This window comes from Pedobacter gandavensis, from assembly GCF_014172405.1.
Taxonomy (GTDB): domain Bacteria; phylum Bacteroidota; class Bacteroidia; order Sphingobacteriales; family Sphingobacteriaceae; genus Pedobacter; species Pedobacter gandavensis.
This window is the reverse complement of sequence record NZ_WNXC01000001.1, coordinates 1,738,302-1,756,319: the sequence shown is the minus strand read 5'-3', so window position 1 is coordinate 1,756,319 and position 18,018 is coordinate 1,738,302. Positions and strand designations below refer to the sequence as shown.

At 37.8% G+C, this 18,018-nt stretch carries 12 protein-coding genes; 10 read left to right on the top strand and 2 right to left on the bottom strand.

The window, feature by feature from the left end; translation table 11 throughout:
• Positions 1-90: 90 nt before the first annotated feature.
• Genes GM920_RS07125 through GM920_RS07115 form a run of 3 tightly spaced genes read left to right on the top strand, consistent with a single transcriptional unit; the run spans position 91 to position 6,278 of the window.
• On the top strand, positions 91-3,591 hold the full coding sequence (locus GM920_RS07125; RefSeq protein ID WP_182954893.1) for a SusC/RagA family TonB-linked outer membrane protein: 3,501 nt from the start codon (positions 91-93) through the stop codon (positions 3,589-3,591).
• Between the two features lie 32 nt (positions 3,592-3,623).
• The gene (locus GM920_RS07120) at positions 3,624-5,405 is read left to right on the top strand and encodes a RagB/SusD family nutrient uptake outer membrane protein (RefSeq protein ID WP_182954890.1); all 1,782 of its coding nucleotides are present in this window, start codon (positions 3,624-3,626) and stop codon (positions 5,403-5,405) included.
• Positions 5,406-5,435: 30 nt separating this feature from the next.
• On the top strand, positions 5,436-6,278 hold the full coding sequence (locus GM920_RS07115; protein ID WP_202986050.1) for an endonuclease/exonuclease/phosphatase family protein: 843 nt from the start codon (positions 5,436-5,438) through the stop codon (positions 6,276-6,278).
• 140 nt (positions 6,279-6,418) lie between these two features.
• Here GM920_RS07115 and GM920_RS07110 read toward each other — a convergent pair whose 3' ends face one another.
• The gene (locus GM920_RS07110) at positions 6,419-7,216 is read right to left on the bottom strand and encodes an alpha/beta hydrolase (protein WP_182954888.1); all 798 of its coding nucleotides are present in this window, start codon (positions 7,214-7,216) and stop codon (positions 6,419-6,421) included.
• A 182-nt stretch (positions 7,217-7,398) separates the two neighbouring features.
• Entirely contained in the window at positions 7,399-8,817 is a 1,419-nt protein-coding gene (locus GM920_RS07105; protein WP_182954885.1) for a TlpA family protein disulfide reductase, read from the bottom strand.
• Between the two features lie 560 nt (positions 8,818-9,377).
• Here GM920_RS07105 and GM920_RS07100 point away from each other — a divergent pair.
• The 7 genes from GM920_RS07100 to GM920_RS07070 all read left to right on the top strand — a co-directional run bounded on the left by GM920_RS07100 (position 9,378) and on the right by GM920_RS07070 (position 17,942).
• Positions 9,378-9,524 carry a hypothetical protein gene (locus GM920_RS07100; RefSeq protein WP_182954883.1) on the top strand — a complete coding sequence of 49 codons (147 nt, stop codon included), beginning with the start codon at positions 9,378-9,380 and terminating at the stop codon, positions 9,522-9,524.
• A 33-nt stretch (positions 9,525-9,557) separates the two neighbouring features.
• Positions 9,558-10,430, top strand: a complete 873-nt coding sequence (locus GM920_RS07095; protein ID WP_182954881.1) for a hypothetical protein — start codon at positions 9,558-9,560, stop codon at positions 10,428-10,430.
• Positions 10,431-10,485: 55 nt separating this feature from the next.
• Positions 10,486-11,259, top strand: a complete 774-nt coding sequence (locus tag GM920_RS07090; RefSeq protein ID WP_182954879.1) for a hypothetical protein — start codon at positions 10,486-10,488, stop codon at positions 11,257-11,259.
• Positions 11,243-12,088 carry a formylglycine-generating enzyme family protein gene (locus tag GM920_RS07085; protein WP_182954877.1) on the top strand — a complete coding sequence of 282 codons (846 nt, stop codon included), beginning with the start codon at positions 11,243-11,245 and terminating at the stop codon, positions 12,086-12,088. Before GM920_RS07090 ends, GM920_RS07085 begins: the two co-directional genes overlap by 17 nt.
• Before the next feature lie 19 nt (positions 12,089-12,107).
• Positions 12,108-13,640 carry a DUF2931 family protein gene (locus GM920_RS07080; RefSeq protein ID WP_182954875.1) on the top strand — a complete coding sequence of 511 codons (1,533 nt, stop codon included), beginning with the start codon at positions 12,108-12,110 and terminating at the stop codon, positions 13,638-13,640.
• A 50-nt stretch (positions 13,641-13,690) separates the two neighbouring features.
• Positions 13,691-15,325 (top strand): ABC-F family ATP-binding cassette domain-containing protein, encoded by a 1,635-nt coding sequence (locus tag GM920_RS07075; protein ID WP_182955464.1) that lies wholly within the window; start codon positions 13,691-13,693, stop codon positions 15,323-15,325.
• A gap of 505 nt (positions 15,326-15,830) precedes the next feature.
• Complete coding sequence (locus tag GM920_RS07070; protein WP_182954873.1) at positions 15,831-17,942, top strand: hypothetical protein; 2,112 nt, start codon at positions 15,831-15,833, stop codon at positions 17,940-17,942.
• Positions 17,943-18,018 lie beyond the last annotated feature (76 nt).

The following is an 18,018-nucleotide window of genomic DNA, read 5'->3' as shown; positions in this document are numbered from 1 at the left end:
AAAACAATTATTTTTTGTTCATGATCAAAGATAGGAACTCTAAAGGGCATTTTATATGCTGGTTCCCGGGCTTTGAAAATTAAAATACAAATGAAAAAACATTTACTGCTGCTGCAGAAAATTATGCGTTATACCCTCATTGTCTATGTCCTTATCCTCACCAGTACACAGGTGTTGTTAGCAGGAAATACCAGCGGTCAGATTTTAAACCGGCGTATTAACATTTCTTTTAAAAACGAGAGCTTACTGACCGCTGTTCAAAAGCTCGAGCGCTTGAGTGGCGTCGACTTTGCTTATGATCCGGCCTATTTAAAGTTAAAAAATATCAGGGTGGAGGAGATCGATTATTCCAATGATAAGATCGCTGATATCTTGACCTCCTTATTGTCCAACACCTCACTAATCTTCTCTGAAGAAGTACCAGGCGTAATTACCTTGATGAAAAACCAGGAACCTGGAAAAATCACTGGTAAAGTTTTGGATGAAAAGGGTGATCCTTTGCCTGGTGCAAGTATTAAAATTCTTGAATTGAACAGAGGCGTTCAGAGTAATCCTGATGGTTCTTATTCCATTTCTGCGGCACCGGGTACTTATACCTTAGTGGCCAGTTTTATTTCTTTTACCAGCGCAACCTATAGTAAAGTTGTGGTGAAACCAGGAGAAATGACTAAACTGAATATTTCTTTAGTTGCCGAAACGGGGACGCTGAACGAGGTGTTGGTTGTTGGATATGGTACACAAAAAAGAGAAAACCTGACGGGTGCTGTAGATCAGGTCACTTCAAAGGTTTTTGAGAACAGACCTATTGCGAATCTTTCTCAAGGATTACAAGGGGTGATTCCTAATTTAAACATCTCCCTTTCAGATGGCAGGCCAAACCAAAGTCCTTCTTATAACCTTAGGGGTACCACCTCAATCGGACAAGGTGGTAGTGCCTTGGTCTTAATTGATGGTGTGGAAGGGGATCCTTCAAGGATTAATCCAAACGATGTGGCTACGGTAACGGTATTGAAAGATGCCTCATCAGCGGCGATTTATGGTGCCAGGGCTGCTTTCGGTGTGGTTTTAATCACGACAAAAAATCCACAGAAAGATAAAACTTCGATCACTTATTCATTTTTAGGGGCGATTAAATCACCAACCAGCATTCCAAACTTAGTCACCAATGGTTATGAGTTTGCAAAAGGTTTCAATGAAGCATGGTCTGCCTGGAATGACTATTCCCAAACGCCACAGAACATCAATAAGACAGTGAAATTCTCTCCAGAATATTTAGCTGAGTTGCAACGTCATGATGCGGATCCAAGTCTGCCGAAAACAGAAGTTAATGCCAATGGGGAGTATGTTTATTATGGTAATACGGATTGGTATAAAGAACTATTCAAGGACCATAACAATGCAATGGAACACAATGTATCCATATCTGGTGGAAGTGGTAAATCTGATTTTTACATTTCTGGTAGGTCTTACAAGCAATCCGGTCTTTTTAGGTATAATTCTGATGATTATTCGATGTATAACCTAAGGGCAAAAGGCTCTACTGAACTGTATTCCTGGTTGAAAGTTTATAACAACATGGATTATTCAGCAATTAAATATTATGCGCCATTGAATGTTGGAGAGGGTGGCGGAATTTTCAGAAACCTTTCTGATGAAGGGCATAATGTGGCGCCAATGTTTAATCCTGATGGCACATTAACTTACACAGCTGCGTATACTGTTGGAGATTATTATACCGCGAAAAACGGTACAACCTCTGATAAAAAAGTATTCAGAAATACCACAGGTTTCAGCAGTCAGTTTTTTAATGATAAATTCAGGGTTAAAGGAGACCTTACTTTTCAGCAAACCACAAATGATGATACCCGCGTGCGCGTACCTGTTGCTTACAGCAGAAAACCGGGTGTCATAGAATACGTAGGAAGCAATACAAATGATTTCCAACAGACTGACCGTACTACACAATATTTGGCATCTAATATTTATGGCGAATATGAACCTAAATTCAGCAAGGATCATTTTGTCAAAGTATTGGCAGGATATAATTATGAGCAATCCACTTATAAACGCCTGCTGGCTTCGCGTAACGGGTTGATTTTTGATGATGCTAAGGACATTAATCTTGCCCTTGGACAGTCTATTATTACTGCTGGCGGTTATGATCAATGGGCTGTATTGGGTGGTTTTTACCGCGTAAATTATGCTTATAAAGATCGCTATCTATTTGAAGCAAATGGTAGGTATGATGGTTCTTCAAAATTCCCTTCGGATCAGCGTTATGACTTTTTCCCTTCTTTTTCTGCAGGTTGGAGAGTAAGCCAGGAGCCATTCTGGAAGGTAAATAAGAATATCATCAGCGACATGAAATTAAGGGCTTCTTACGGATCATTAGGAAATGGAAGTATCGCTTCTTATGCTTTTCAGGAGAAATTTAAAATTGAGCAATCTGGCAGGATATTGAATGGGGTGAGACCTCAGTATACGAGTCAGCCGGGAGTATTACCTGATGGTCTAACCTGGGAAACTTCTCAAACCACAAACATTGGTCTTGACCTGGCTTTCCTGAACAACCGCCTGAATTTTAGTGGAGATGCTTACGTTAGAAAGACTAAAAATATGTTTACCGTAGGGATGACCCTTCCTGCAGTTTTTGGAACAGATGTGCCTAAAGGTAACTATGCTGATTTAACTACGAAAGGATGGGAAGCAACCATTTCCTGGAGAGATCAGTTTGCGGTATCAGGAAGTCCTTTAACCTACGACATCCGCTTAACACTAGCAGATTATAATGCTAAAATCACCAAATACAATAATCCTCAGAAAAGGCTGACAGACTTCTATGCCGGACAAAATTACGGAGAGATCTGGGGATATGATACGGATCGTTATTTTACTTCTGCGGAAGACATTGCGAACTCTGCAAAACAGATCTTAACTAAGGCATCAAACAGTGGTAAACTATTGCCTGGAGACATCAAGTTTAAAGATTTGAATGGTGATGGTGTAATTAATGACGGCGATAATACCGTTGATAATCCTGGAGATAAAAAGGTGATTGGTAATTCTACGCCTAGATATACATATGGTATTTCCTTAGGTGCACAATGGAAAAGTTTCTTCTTCAGCAGTTTTTTCCAGGGTGTAGGTAAAATGGATTGGTATCCAGGGGCTGATAATGGTCTTTTCTGGGGACAGTACAATCGCCCTTACAATAAGATCCCTAAATCTATGCAAGACAAAATGTGGTCAGAAAGCAATCCGGATGCTTATTTCCCAAGGCTCCGTGGCTATGTAGCGCAGAATGGTTCAGGAGAGCTGCAAGCGCAATCTAAATACATACAGAATGTGGCTTATATCCGTCTTAAAAACCTTCAGGTAGGGTATAACCTTCCAGTAAACCTGGTGAAAAGAGTCGGTTTAAGTTCAGCGCGTTTGGTGCTTTCCGGAGAAAATATTTGGACCTATTCACCACTATATAAAATCACGAAAGACATTGACGTGGAAAGTATCGGGAATGTTGAAGGTGGTGGAAATGGAAATAACTATCCGCAGTTAAAGAGCTATAGCATCGGTTTTACAGCCACATTTTAATTAAAAACTAGTAAATACATAAAGATAATAATATGAAAAGATTCTGTTTATGGTTCGCTTTTTCTGCTGTGTTTATGGCAGGCTGTAAAAAGCTGGATCAGACACCTGAAGATAGTGCAATCCGGACTTCAGTTTTTAGCAATGAGAAAGGGCTTGAGTTGTATGCCAATTCCTTTTATGAAGTATTACCTACTGCAAATGATACACATCGGGGAGATGAAATGTCTGATTATGGCGCAAGAAGCCAGTCGCCGGATTTTCTGGTTGCCGGTGCTTATAATTCCAGAACTTCCCAGGGAGAAAAGGGCTGGGATTGGAAGAAACTGAGGAACATTAATTATTTTATTGAAAATAATGTTGATCAGAAGGTTAGTGCCTCGGTCAGAAGTCAATATCAAGGACTTGCCAGATTTTTCCGTGCCTTCTTCTATTTTCAGAAGGTGAAAAGATATGGTGATGTACCTTGGATCAACAGGACACTAAAAGTAGACGATCCTGCATTGTACAGTGGACGTGATTCACGTGCTTTGGTAATGGATTCAGTATTGGCGGATCTTGATTATGCGATCGCCAATATCAGCCGTTCCAGTGATAATTCTAAAACCTTGATCACTAAATCCGTTGCGATGGCATTTAAATCAAGGGTTTGTTTATACGAGGGGACTTACAGGAAATATCATGCGGAAAAGAATTTAACAGGTACAGCAGATAAGTGGTTAAATGAGGCTGCAACGGCTGCGGAAAAAACAATGCAGACTTCGGGCTTTAGCCTGAATACCAGTGGTGGTGAAGATCTTTCTTACCGCCAGTTGTTTACCAGTACTGCACCAGTAGGTACAGAAATTATGCTTTCTGTGGTTGCTGATCCCAATCTTGCTATTTATAATGATGCCAATTGGTATTGGACCAGCGCTACTTACGGCAGCAGATTAAGCTTTACGCGTACTTTCGTAAATACTTACCTGAATATTGATGGTACGCCATTTACCAGTAAGCCAGGGTATCAAATGCTGCCATTTGTAGAAGAGGTAAAAGGTCGCGATAAACGTTTGCAGCAAACCATTAGAATGGGTGATTATAAAAGGATTAATGGTGGCACACCAGAAGCAGCTCCTCCAATTTTTTCTTATACTTATACCGGTTATCAGCCCATAAAATGGACGCTGGATGATACCAAATATGATGGTGGTTCTCTAAATGTGAATTCCATAAGTATTTTAAGGTATGCCGAAGTGTTGTTGAATTATGCAGAGGCAAAGACGGAATTGGGCACTTTTACGGATGCCGACTGGACCAAGACCATTGGTGCTTTGAGACAGCGTGCTGGAATTAAAGGTGGCTTAAACGCAAAACCGACTGTTTTAGATGCTTACATGAAGCAGAATTATTTTCCTGATGTTAATGATGCTGCGCTAATGGAAATTAGAAGGGAAAGAGGGATAGAACTGGCACTGGAAGGACTTAGGTTTGATGATATCGTGAGGTGGAAACATGGGGAACTGATGACTAAAGTTTGGAATGGATTTTATGTTCCGGCATTAGATGTTCCGATGGATTTAAATGGTGATGGTAAAATGGATGTATGTTTTTACAAAGTGATGCCTGCAAATCCTGTTGCCGGTGTGAATTATATCAACGTAGCGCCAACTACAAATGCTGGTGTAAACCCTCAACGCTTAAGTAATGATACTTCAGGTGAACTGACCTGGTTAACGACGGTAACAAGAGTCTTTGAGGATAAAAATTACTTATATCCTATCCCAGAATCGGATCGGATTGTGAATCCTAAATTGGGACAAAACCTGGGTTGGTAAATTATTGAATGATCTTTTAAAATATATAACATGATGAAAAAAATTAATATCATCGCAGTGCTTCTTTTACTTGCGGTTAGTCCGTTGTTCGCTCAAAAAATGGTGGTTGGAACTTATAATTTACGAAATGACAACAGGGGTGATGTGGGGAATTTATGGGAGCAGCGGGCACCCGTTGTCGCTAATTTACTGAGATTCCATCAGTATGATATTTTCGGGATTCAAGAGGGTTTTAAAAACCAGCTGGATGATCTGTCTAAATCTTTACCGGAATTTGAACATTACGGTCTTGGGCGTGACGACGGTAAAGAAGGTGGAGAACATTCTTCTATATTCTATAGAAAGGATAAATTTAAGTTATTGAAAAAAGGCGATTTCTGGTTGTCAGAACATCCTGGTCAACCAGGTTTGGGTTGGGATGCTACTTGCTGCAACAGGATCTGTACCTGGGTATACCTACAGGATTTAAGAAGTGGCAAGAAGTTCTATTATTTTAATGCGCATTTTGACCATCAGGGGGTAATTGCAAGGGTAGAGAGCAGCAAGTTGATTTTGGCGAAAATGAAGGAAATCGCAGGAACTTCTCCTGCAATATTTACTGGAGATTTAAATGGAGATCACAACAGTGATAGTTACCTGATATTGGCTAAATCTGACTTGTTAAAGGATACTTATAGCCAGGTTGAACATCCCTATGAAAACAATTCTTCTTTCAATTCTTTTGGTGCAAATGTGAAGGGCTTTGGTGTGATTGATCATGTGTTTGTAACGAAGGGTTTTACAGCAAGCAGGTGGGGTATTTTAACGGACACTTACCATGGAAAATATCCTTCAGATCATTTCCCGGTGTTGGTTGATGTGATGTTGAAATAGTATTTAAAGCTAGCAATCAATATTGATTGCTGGTAAATTACAGCCGTTCAATTGAGTTTTTGCTCAGTTGAACGGCTGTTTCAATTTATGCTCCTTCTACCAGTATGTCATTTAGTGCTAATCTGAAAATACTTTTAGTACTATTCATGATCTGCAAAGAATTGATTTAATTGGAGTAGTTGGGTAATTGCCGCTTCAGACCAGTATGCTGCGTTGTGTGCTCCAGGTCGTTCCTCATAGATGTGAGGAATACCTAATGTGATCAGTTCCTGATGTAATTTTCTGTTTTGTCCGATTAGTGGATCTTCTGTTCCACAGCTGATCAGGATTTGTTGTGGCGTGTTTTTCAATTTTTCTATTTGAGACATCACGGTGTATTTTGTCCAGTTTTCCGGGTTGTCTCCGAGTGTTTTTGGAACACCATAGTGCTTTCCATAAGGAGTAAAGTCCATTACGCCACATAAACTTCCAATGGCCTTAAAGGTGTTTTTGTGCCTGGATCCAATATACAATGCACCGTGACCACCCATACTCCATCCCATGATTGCTGTTTTTAATGGATCTGATTTGTAGTGGTTTTGAATGTAACTCACCAGTTCATTGGCAATAAATGTTTCATACTTTGAATTTTTAAGTTCACCGTCCACATACCAGCTGTCGTAATTTCCATCCGGTAAAACAAAGGTCATTTTCAGGTCTTTGCTAAGTTTTAACAAAGCAGGAATGTCTTGGGTTATTGTTCTTTTTGGATAGCCACTGTAACCATGCAGAATGTAAACTGTTGGTGTTTTCTTTTTAGTGGGAGTGGCGGGACGAATCACCAATGTTTTGACTTCCTTCTCCATGGAAGGGCTATAGATGTTTAAGGAATCAACTTTTTGGGAAAAGGACTGGAATCCAATACAGAGTAAGGATAGGGTACTGAGTAATATTCTCATTTTATACTTGTTTTAATTGTTACAAGCAAAGGTATTGAGGCTTGTTTTTTAAAACATGTACATATGTTGAGGAGTGATATTTCTTTGTATTGAGTTTTGAATTTCTACTGCCATCAATAGGATAGCAGTAGAAGTTTATTTATTGGTCAACTCCTGGAATTTCTTCTTCTTTAAAATACGGGTTACAATTTCAAATAATTCTGAAGTTGAGTTTCAAATTTTCCATCTGAAGGTCTTGGGAAGTTATCATTTAATGTATTCCCATTGCGATCAAAAACTAAATAGCGGGGAATGCTTTTGACTTGGAAAGCTTTGGATAAATCCAGATTACTTACATCCAGCATTCTATACTGATGAGGATCTGTTAGGTTTTCTTGTTTCATTGCCATTTCCCATGCTTTTGTGGCTGCGTTTTTATCCAAACTAATGGAAATAAATTCTATATGCTGAGCCGGGAATTTTTTCTTTATTTTTTCTAATACAGGTATTTCAGCTCGACATGGTTTACACCAACTTGCCCATAGGTCAATGAATATAATCTTACCCTTTTCTTTTTTTAGAATTTCGTTAAGTGTTGATGACTTGCCAGCGGCATTGACTAGAAGTATTTTGTCGTAAACAGCATTCGATGGGTAGTATTTAGAAGACAATTGACTTGCTATTTCTTCTTTCCCATTTTTCTTGCAGAAGTTTTTGAATTCATCAAAAGCCTTCATGAATGCAACTGAGTTTTTCTCTGGATAAGTATTAAATTTTTCAATCAGTGAGCCTAAGATTATATCTGATGAATAATTTGACTTGAAAAGATATTGCGTATAGAAATCTAAGTCATTTTTTGTTTTACCTAAGAGCAACATCTCGTATCTTATAAGACTATTTAACAAATCTTTAAATCCATAGCTATTGACTTTCTGTAATTGTTGGATGTGCTCTTTAGCATCTAATGTTTTTTTCTTGAACTCAATGGCTTTTTTAGCGGAGGAATGGGTGATATAGATTGGATAGAATAATTGTCTATAGTAATCTGTTAAAATGATATTTCTCCAAGTTTTTTCCGTTTTGTTGGTAATTAGGTCAAGTTTAACTAGGCTATCTATTCTTCTTACATTAGCTGTATAGACACCATTAAGATACGAATCATATTTTTCTATACCAGAATTGATTATTTGCCCTGTATACTCACTTTGTTTCTCGTCGAAAACATTATACAAGTTTAGCACCTTGTTAGCAAAAATCAGTTTATTATTTTGGTCAGAAATGAGTTCAAAATTGTCTTGAAGTTTTAATGAAATGTCATCTCCTGGGCTTAAAATGAAATTGTAATAGTAACGTTTGTTGTGATCTATATCTAGTAAGCTATAACGAAATTCTATTGGTTTTGTAGAGCCTATTTTTTTTGAAAAAGTCGAATCTCTAATGGAATGATTTTTAAAGGACAATGCTACCGGTATAAGATATTCATTTAGGTAGTTTAGCCTGATCGTCTCTTTTGCTTTTAAGTGTACTGTAAAGCTGATTGAATCTGAAACATTACTTTTAGCAAAAATAGATGTTGAAGAAACGATTAGTAACAGGAAGATGTATGTAGTTGCTTTTTTCATAAGTTGAATTCTATATGATTTGAATTTTCTATCACCATTCTGTTTTTATCAATTAACCTTTTAGAATTATTGTTTTTTTCTTTAAAACACGGGTTATAATTTCAAATAACAAGAGGAGATACGTTGTTTTTCTTTCCATGAATTGTTTAATTAGAATTGCGATGAGGAGAACATAAAATATGGTATGTTGTAGGTGTGTGCGTCTTGTATTGTTGTTTAACCTAAATATAAAGTAATTTATTGTTAAATTATTATACCTGTTATTTTTTTAAATTCGGTTATGATTCCTTTATGGAAAAACATGTCTTCAAGGAACTTCGTGCTCTATTATAAAGTAATTCTATGACTCTTATGGTAGAACAAAAGCGAAACAGTATGGTAACTATGGCGCTTAAAAAACAGTATTCCTTCCTCAGAAATCAGAACATTCTTAATTTCTAATTGTTATTTCTAGCGGTAGCTTAAAACCTTTATTATGAAAAATAATAGGATTAAGATGTTAATGATGCTATTAATTGCCTCGTTAGCATTGTCGAGTTGTTCCGTTCAGCGTCCAAGACATGACAGGGACAGATATGATGGCAGAGACCATCATGATAATCGAGGTAATGAGGGGAATCATTACCAGGGTAATTGACCATGAAAATCCTTATCTGAATAAAACAGATAAGGATTTTTTGTTGATGGTTAGGAATAACTGGCGGTAATTTTGCGGTGAGGGCCATGATCATTCGTAAAACATGAAAAATAAGCCGCTCTATATTCTTTCAGGTGTTGTTGTGCTTAGCATACTAATCATACTGTGTTATTATTGGTACAGTGCCAGTGCCGAACTGAAAACCGATTCTCCTAAAACTACTGCAATCGTAAAGAAAGAGGCAATTCAGCCCCTTAAAAAAGATTCCGTTGATCATAATCCTGAAGTACCCAAATCAGTGTACCATTGGACGCCAAAAGTTGTCGATTTTACACTGGATGATGCGGAAAGATTAACCAAATCAATTTATGATACCCTAACTGTTGACAAGCAAGGGGATATGGAGGGGGATACTATTGGGCGTGAATTTAGTGATCTTGTTTTCTTTAGTGCCGATGATGTACTTCATGCTGTTGTGGTTGTAGAAAACCGGGGGCCATTCTATGGCGTTTCTGTTGGTTGGTGTGATGTATTCTCCTTTGTAAAGGAAAAAAATGAATGGAAGCTCAGTGATTTTATGCTCAATGCGGGCGGTGGAGGGATGTATGGCAATCCTGGAGAATTCCGTCGACTAGAGTTGATTGGTAATCAAACGGTGGGAATTATATTGAGGGGAGGCCAGGAACATATGGGGGGAAATTACCACGAGAACGTGATCGGTTTAAATCAAGGTAAGCTTCAAAGAATCACCACAATTGATACCCATCATGACTATGGTGAAGGAGTTGGGGATGATTTCAAAACCTTGGTATGCGATGAAAATGAATTTAAGTTCATTCCTAATGGTCGGGCAATGTATGATTTAAAGATCACCAGATTCAATCGCCTGAGTGATAAAAATAAAAAAGTCAAAGAGATTGTGCTTCCTTATCACAACTCTTATAAAATTCCAGATGTCTTTTTATTCGAAGGTTAGCAAGTGCTGTCGCGTGCTTATTCTAATACCATAAAACATTAACTTTGGTTAACCTATGTTTAACACAATGATGATTATCCTGAAAAATTACATTCGGTTTCTATTTTTAGCTTTCGGAATATTTACAACAGTTCCTGTTTTTGCCCAGGAAGGTTGGGTAGAAGCCAGTCCTGCTAGTCAGGCGTATCATGCCAATCGTTTTAAAAATACCACACCTCCCTATGGACTGGTTAAAGTAAAGGCTATGATTGCCGGCATAAAAGCCACTGGTGGCGATAGCGACATTTATTTTAGGGTATTGAGTCCTAAAAACTACCAGAGCCTGTCACTTCCGGAAAAGTTTACTTATCATATGATTCATCCTGAAGTTTCAAGCCAAAACTGTGATGTTCCTACTCCAATTTTAGAAGAAAATCTGAAGATCTTTGGGACTTTACCTGATACCTTTGATGAAGCGAATTGGAGTGAAAGGCAGTTGAATTTCCTAATTAGCAACCGGGATTCTGTACTTGCGCTGATCTCAGAATCAGTAAACAGGAGTAAAAAAGTAGGTTTGAATTACAAAACAGCAATTGAACATATCAATGGTTGGGAAATCATCCCGTTATTGATCAAGACCTACAAAATTGACCATAAGGATCATGATATCCTTACTGTACTGATACAGTTGATGAAGAAAAATGATTATCAACCTTTCATGACTTCGGCTTCTTATGTTAAGCTTTATGGCAATAATAGTACGTACACCAGTTTCATTAACCATAACCAGGCCAATGAAGACCTGATCATCAGTAGGGCAGAAGCTTTCTATAATGGACGTAAAAAGTAAGGTCATTTGGGTATTTCTGCTGTTGTCGTCATGCTTATTTGTCCAGCAAACAGTCGCGCAATCTGATACTGGTTTTGTGCACATCCCAAAAGGAGAATACTGGCTAGGTGGTCGCATACATCAGCTTAATCCGCTGAGAAAGGTCAGTACAGCTGGTTTTGACCTGGCTGCCACAGAGCTGACCAACCGCTTGTTTGAAAAGTTTATTTTAGCAACCAATTATAAAACCGATGCAGAGCGTTTCAAAAATGCGATGGTATTTGAACCCGGGCTTGCGGAATTCAAATGGCTGAGTGATAGTACGGCTTATTGGAGGTTTCCAAATGGAATTAGCAGAGGTGGAATTGAAAATAAAATGAACCATCCGGTAACCTGTATCAGTTATACAGATGCAGAAGCTTATTGTAAATGGGCAAAAGTCAGGCTGCCATCACTAGATGAATGGGAAATTGCATCGCGAGCAGGAGCCAAAACCACCTATTTTTGGGGCGATAATATGGATCAGATCGCGGAGTATGCCAATATCTGGCATGGACGTGATCATCTGAGTCCTGATTTATCAGATGGTTATATGTATACAGCTCCTGTAGCTAGTTTTAAACCCAATGCTTTTGGCTTGTACGATATGTATGGTAATGTATTTGAATTCTGTGAAGGAACTTTAAAAACTGATCCTAAGAACAGGAGGGTTGTACATGCCAGGGGGGGCTCCTGGTGGTGCAGTAATTATGCCTGTGGTTTTTTCAACTCTTTGGATGTCGGAAGGGTTAATCCACGTGCTTCTTTTAGCAACCAGGGTTTTAGGGTATTGAAAAACCAAACTAAATAGATTTAAAAATTTTAAATACATGACGTTCAAATCTGTTATCTCCGCCATTTTAGTTGCCATATTGGCTTTGTTGTGTATGCTAGGTACGCAAAAGGACGATTTAAACTTAATGTATGCTGCATTCTGCAGTTCTCCTTATGTGATTTTAATGGCGATTTTTTATTTCCATTTCAACTATTTTCGTAGAAAACTCAATCTGCTCCAAAGGCCAAACGTTCTGGTCGAACTTGCATATGGTTTTGTGTTTTACCTTGCTGGGTGTATGCTTTTTCCGGTGTTATTATTCGTCGGCACAATTGGGGACAATTACGAGCACAAGATTTATGAGGATTTAGGTAGTATAATTTCAGAAATGCTCCCTTTATTTTTAATCTTGAGTGTTTTTCTGACGATTTTCAGTGCCATAATCATAGGATGGGCCATAAAGTCGTATAAAACACTAATTCTTGTTCTGGTTGGCTATACTATTTTAGTACCATTGATCTATAGTTTTGCTGAAGTTAGCCGTGATTATCATAAAGCAAAAGAAAAGGCGGAAAATATCGCCGATAATATAAAGGAAGGTAGGTATGAATGGCATGGTGCAATGAGCAATCCAACGGCTTACCCTGTGCAATTGTACAAGGGCTATTTTACCTTTCCTAAGGATGAAAAGTCTGAATTTACTTTTAGTGAAGGTAATACGGTAAATTACAAAGCAAAATGGGGAGAAGATGGAGGGGGAACTTATAGAGAAGTGAAGTCATTGCCGAAAGCAATAGATGTTACCTGGTTTTCTTTTGCTGAAGATACCTTTTACCGGGTGAATAGCCTTGTCGATTATCAGAAACTGAGGGGACTTTTTAGTAAGTCTTTTACTGATAAAAGAGTTTCCAGGTTTTTTGATGAAAACTATGACAGCATTATTATGGGCTTTGCACCTGGTGGTGTAATGGTGATTTGGGCAGGTAGCACTGGGCGTCGTCAAGTAGAGATTGGACGTTATCAAGCCGAAAAAGTAATCATAAGTACACCGGTTTCTAACACGGGGGAATTAAAATATGAAGATTTATTTAATCGAGAGTGGCGAAAAAAAGTATTGACGGATACGATGGTTGTGCCCTCAAAAATACAGCAATTGACAAAGAACAAGCCCATTCCTTATGGTTATTGGGATAAATTGCGAGCCACCTACAACTGGCGTCCAACGTTTGTTGTATCAGCGGAAATAAAAATCCATGATGCTGATTTTAGCTTTTATAATGCAGAACGTTTTGTGTTTTTCGATGAAAGTTTACAAAGTAATGAGTACGAGAAACGTGGTATTCCAGAAAATGTATACCTCAAATGGTATGATAAAAATGGCAATCGCTGTGCAGCAGACTTTGACTTTAACGAAGACCAGACTTTTAAAAAGTTTGATGTCTTTTTTAATCAACAGAAAAACGCGTCCGGGGAGATTGAATTTAACATCGACCAAAAAACTAAAAAGGCAACTGCCACACTAAAAAATGGCGGGAATAAGGTGCTGCTTTTGGAGACTGAAATTGTAGAATATGGGAAGAAGTACTAAGGATTAAGGTCTTTCTCTTATCTTTGCCAACAACTCAATATTCCCATACTGTGATTAATGTAAATAACATCTCCGTTTCATTTGGCGGAACCACCCTGTTTAGCGACGTTACCTTTTCGATAAACGAGAACGATAAGATTGCCCTGATGGGTAAGAATGGCGCAGGTAAGTCCACCATTCTAAAGATCATTGCCAATGCGGCTAAACCTACTTCTGGTAATGTAACCGGTCCAAAAGACGCGGTAATTGCATATTTACCACAGCATTTCCTTACCCAGGATGATGCTACTGTTTTCGAAGAAACAATGAAAGCTTTTGAAGAGGTAAACCAGATGCAAAAAGAGCTCGATGAGCTAAATGAACAGCTTACAATTCGTACCGATTACGAAACTGATGACTACATGAAGCTGATCGAACGTGTATCGGAACTGAGTGAGAAATTTTATTCGATCGAAGAGATCAATTATGATGCAGAGGTAGAAAAGGTGCTAAAAGGCCTGGGTTTTGAACGTAAGGACTTTACGCGCAAAACTTCTGAGTTTTCGGGCGGATGGCGCATGCGTATCGAGCTGGCCAAAATCCTGTTAAAGAAACCTGATCTTATCTTGCTAGATGAGCCTACCAACCACATGGATATCGAAAGTATACAGTGGTTAGAAGATTTCTTGATCAACTCCGCAAAAGCAGTTATGGTAATTTCCCATGATCGTGCTTTTGTAGATAACATTACTAATCGCACCATTGAGGTGACGATGGGAAGAATATACGATTACAAAGCTAAATACACCCATTATCTTCAGTTGCGTGCAGACCGCCGTGTGCACCAATTGAAAGCTTACGAGGAACAACAACGTTTCATTGCAGATAACCAGGAATTTATAGACAGATTTAGAGGAACATACTCTAAAACTTTACAAGTGCAATCGCGCGTAAAGATGCTTGAAAAGCTAGAAGTTATTGAGATCGATGAAGTAGATACTTCAGCATTACGCTTGAAATTTCCACCATCACCACGTTCCGGTCAGTATCCGGTCATTGTAGAAGAGCTGACTAAAGCTTATGGCGATCATGTAGTGTTCGAAAAAGCATCTATGGTGATCGAACGCGGAGAAAAAGTAGCTTTTGTCGGTAAAAATGGTGAAGGTAAGTCGACCATGATCAAAGCCATCATGAGCGAGATTGATTTTGAAGGCGAGTTGAAAGTAGGTCACAATGCTAAGATTGGATATTTTGCCCAAAACCAGGCCGCATTGCTCGACGAGAATTTAACGGTATTCGAAACGATTGACCAGATTCCATTAAGTAATGGTAGTCTAAAAATTAAAGACCTTTTAGGTGCCTTTATGTTCAGTGGTGATGATACCACAAAAAAAGTTAAGGTACTTTCCGGTGGAGAGAAAACTCGTTTAGCAATGATCAAATTGCTGTTAGAACCTGTAAATGTGTTGATCCTGGATGAGCCAACCAACCATTTGGATATGAAGACCAAAGATATTATCAAGGATGCGCTTAAGGATTTTGATGGTACTTTGATTCTGGTATCCCACGATCGGGATTTCTTAGATGGACTGGCAGAAAAGGTATTCGAGTTTGGTAATAAACGCGTTAGAGAGCACTTTGAAGATATCAAGGGATTCCTGGCCTATAAGAAAATGGATAGCTTAAAGGAAATCGAACAAAGCTAAAAGTTACCCTTTCCTAATATTGATACAGATATCTTTATTAATAGAGTCTGATGTCTGGTAAAACAGAAGAGCCTGAATCTTAAGATTTCAGGCTCTTCTGTTTTGATGGCTTTTTATGGAGTTGGATTTAAATACTCACCGAATCACTCACCGATCTTGTTTCTTTTGTAGTTGCAAATGCTATGACCCTAATTTACAGAATAGATTTTAATTATGCTATGAATTCGGTTCGACTTCATCCTTTGATACTGATCAAATACTTTAACCGAGGTTTTTATGTGTGGTTTTTTGTTAATTTATAATATTTTATCTAAGTAGTGATTGTTTCTAACTTGCAAAAAAATCAGTGCATCCCCGTTTAAAATCTTTTCATTATCATTGCTTTTACTAATTCTCCTGAATTATCTGACCATAAATTAAGCTTTCAAATATGCTCCTATTTCAAAATACACTTCGATCATTCACTTTTGTTATTTTCTTTTTTCTGCTTTATTCCGTTAATCTTTTGGCTCAGATACCAGAAAAAAAAATCAATGGAGACCCTCTATTTTTCATTGATGGAAAAGAAATGCTCAAATCCGAAATGGCGAATGTTAACCCTAATGATATCGCAATGGTAACCGTGCTAAAGGAAGATGCTTATAAAAAATACGGCGAAAAGGGTAAAAATGGAATCATATTAATTGAAACAAAAGTTTACTCCAGGAAACGTTTTCAGCGGTACTTGTCTACAAAATCGGCTAAGTACAAGATGTTACTTGGGGATAATTCTGATGACCAAAATATCCAGTACATTTTAAACGAAAAAGTCTTAAACAAAGATTATGAGGGCGATCTTGCAAGCATTGCAGATAGTACATTTATTGATATAAACATTGTTAGTGCGGAAGAGCTTAAAGCCTATAAGGTTACAGATAAGCGGTATGGGGTGCTTATTAAAACAAAGGTTAAAGCTGAACCAGTACGACAAGAAGTTAAGCAAAGTAAATTTGAACCTGAGTTGTTGATTCTTTCAGTGGGAGGGATTAGTTTTGATCCTACTGCAATCAAGTCTATTGAAGAAAAAAATAAGAAGTTAAAGCAAGAGATCAGCAATCCTGAACAAATGGATCTGTCAAAAGTTAAAGAAGAAAACAGCCGGTTGATGATGCAAAGTGCCATAGCTTACGCTGAAAAGCTTAATTTTTTCAATCAAATTTCTATGCTTTCTCAGAATTACCTAACCTATCGGTTCATAGAACGATTTCCAAATACACTTGTACTTTTAAAAGATATAACTGCAGAAAATGGCTTAACTGATTTGGCAAAGATTGCAAGAGATGAAAATATACCCTATGTATTGAGTTTTCCATCAGCACATATAGCAAAAGAAAAGGGACACTTTGTACTCCAGCTCAAAGTTCAATTGTATGAAGCCGAAAGTAATTCTTTAGTCCTGGACAAAGAATATAAAGGTGATCAGACCAATCCAGGTTTTGAGTTTTCATGCGATGGTTCTATCCAATGCACTATTAACAATGCTTTGTCTGGTGCTTTGGCTGATGTTATTCACCAAATTGCATTAAATAACAAAACGCTGAAGGCGGAACAGATATTAGCCAGGAAAAGATTTGATTTCATTAAAAGTGAAATATTCCCGAAGAATAATGACTTGTCATTAATCAAATCTGTTGTTAATCAGTCGGATAGTACGGTCAACTTTTCCGATCTGTACCAGACTTTTTATAGTGATGATAAAAGTAAGTTTATTGGCTTCTTCTTTCGTAAAGTAGATAAGCAGGGGCTGAAAGGCCTTTCGGAAAGCAAAAAGGATCATAATGTGAAGATTTTATCTGGAGCTTCTATAAAAGATAAAAACTTTCTGGATGTTCCACAGAACTATGCTTATATCGTTAAGGGTGTTTCAAGCAAAGGAAAATGGTATTATAAAAAAGATATGGTCACTTATTTTGAGGCCGAAAATGAGAATGAAGGTAAGTTAGCGTACCTTAATAAGCTTCAGGATTGGGGCTATTTTAACGATAACCTCATTGCAATTGATCCTGGGTTTTGGGAAGGAAAGCTTTTTAAGAAAATAGAAGACAAACGCAAACATCCTGACTGGGAAGAATACAATGAGATGTGGGAATCTGAGGAACGGGAAAATAGAAATTATATAGGCATGTACAAATTGGTTGCAGATCGGTTGAAAGAAGAAAAGCAAGCAGCTGAGGATGATTTTAAGGATAGTATTGCAAACCATGTTTTTAAGCCATTTTACGATGCCGCGATTAAATCAAAGAAATACAAAATTTCAGGTTATGAGTCTGTTTTGAAAGATTTTCTACTGATTTACAATGCTGATAAAAATGTAGTCATTAATCCTTTGGAAATTAAGGATGATACGGGCATGATTACTGTGCGTTATTTTGTATTTCTCCGGACTTCTGGAAATGTATATGAATGGAACTACTTTCCTGCATTTACTAAGAAAAAAGGGAGTGCTGAGAATGGAATTATGGAGAATCTTGAAACAATTACCAAGTGGAACTACTCATATGATACTTTAGATGATGAACAATTCTGGAGTAAATATGTGTTATTCAAAGAAAACGGAGTGTACAAGTATCTAAAATAAGCGAATAAGATGGGGCTGTAAAAATCATTCCAACGGATGTGTTCTTACTTTGGTCTGTTTTTCTGTAGGTTTTAAA

Bases quoted from the DNA above. Each gene is read 5' to 3' on its own strand.
- GM920_RS07125 (WP_182954893.1), top strand. From the start codon at position 91: ATGAAAAAACATTTACTGCTGCTGCAGAAAATTATGCGTTATACCCTC.
- GM920_RS07120 (WP_182954890.1), top strand. From the start codon at position 3,624: ATGAAAAGATTCTGTTTATGGTTCGCTTTTTCTGCTGTGTTTATGGCA.
- GM920_RS07115 (WP_202986050.1), top strand. From the start codon at position 5,436: ATGATGAAAAAAATTAATATCATCGCAGTGCTTCTTTTACTTGCGGTT.
- GM920_RS07110 (WP_182954888.1), bottom strand. From the start codon at position 7,216: ATGAGAATATTACTCAGTACCCTATCCTTACTCTGTATTGGATTCCAG.
- GM920_RS07105 (WP_182954885.1), bottom strand. From the start codon at position 8,817: ATGAAAAAAGCAACTACATACATCTTCCTGTTACTAATCGTTTCTTCA.
- GM920_RS07100 (WP_182954883.1), top strand. From the start codon at position 9,378: ATGACAGGGACAGATATGATGGCAGAGACCATCATGATAATCGAGGTA.
- GM920_RS07095 (WP_182954881.1), top strand. From the start codon at position 9,558: ATGAAAAATAAGCCGCTCTATATTCTTTCAGGTGTTGTTGTGCTTAGC.
- GM920_RS07090 (WP_182954879.1), top strand. From the start codon at position 10,486: ATGTTTAACACAATGATGATTATCCTGAAAAATTACATTCGGTTTCTA.
- GM920_RS07085 (WP_182954877.1), top strand. From the start codon at position 11,243: ATGGACGTAAAAAGTAAGGTCATTTGGGTATTTCTGCTGTTGTCGTCA.
- GM920_RS07080 (WP_182954875.1), top strand. From the start codon at position 12,108: ATGACGTTCAAATCTGTTATCTCCGCCATTTTAGTTGCCATATTGGCT.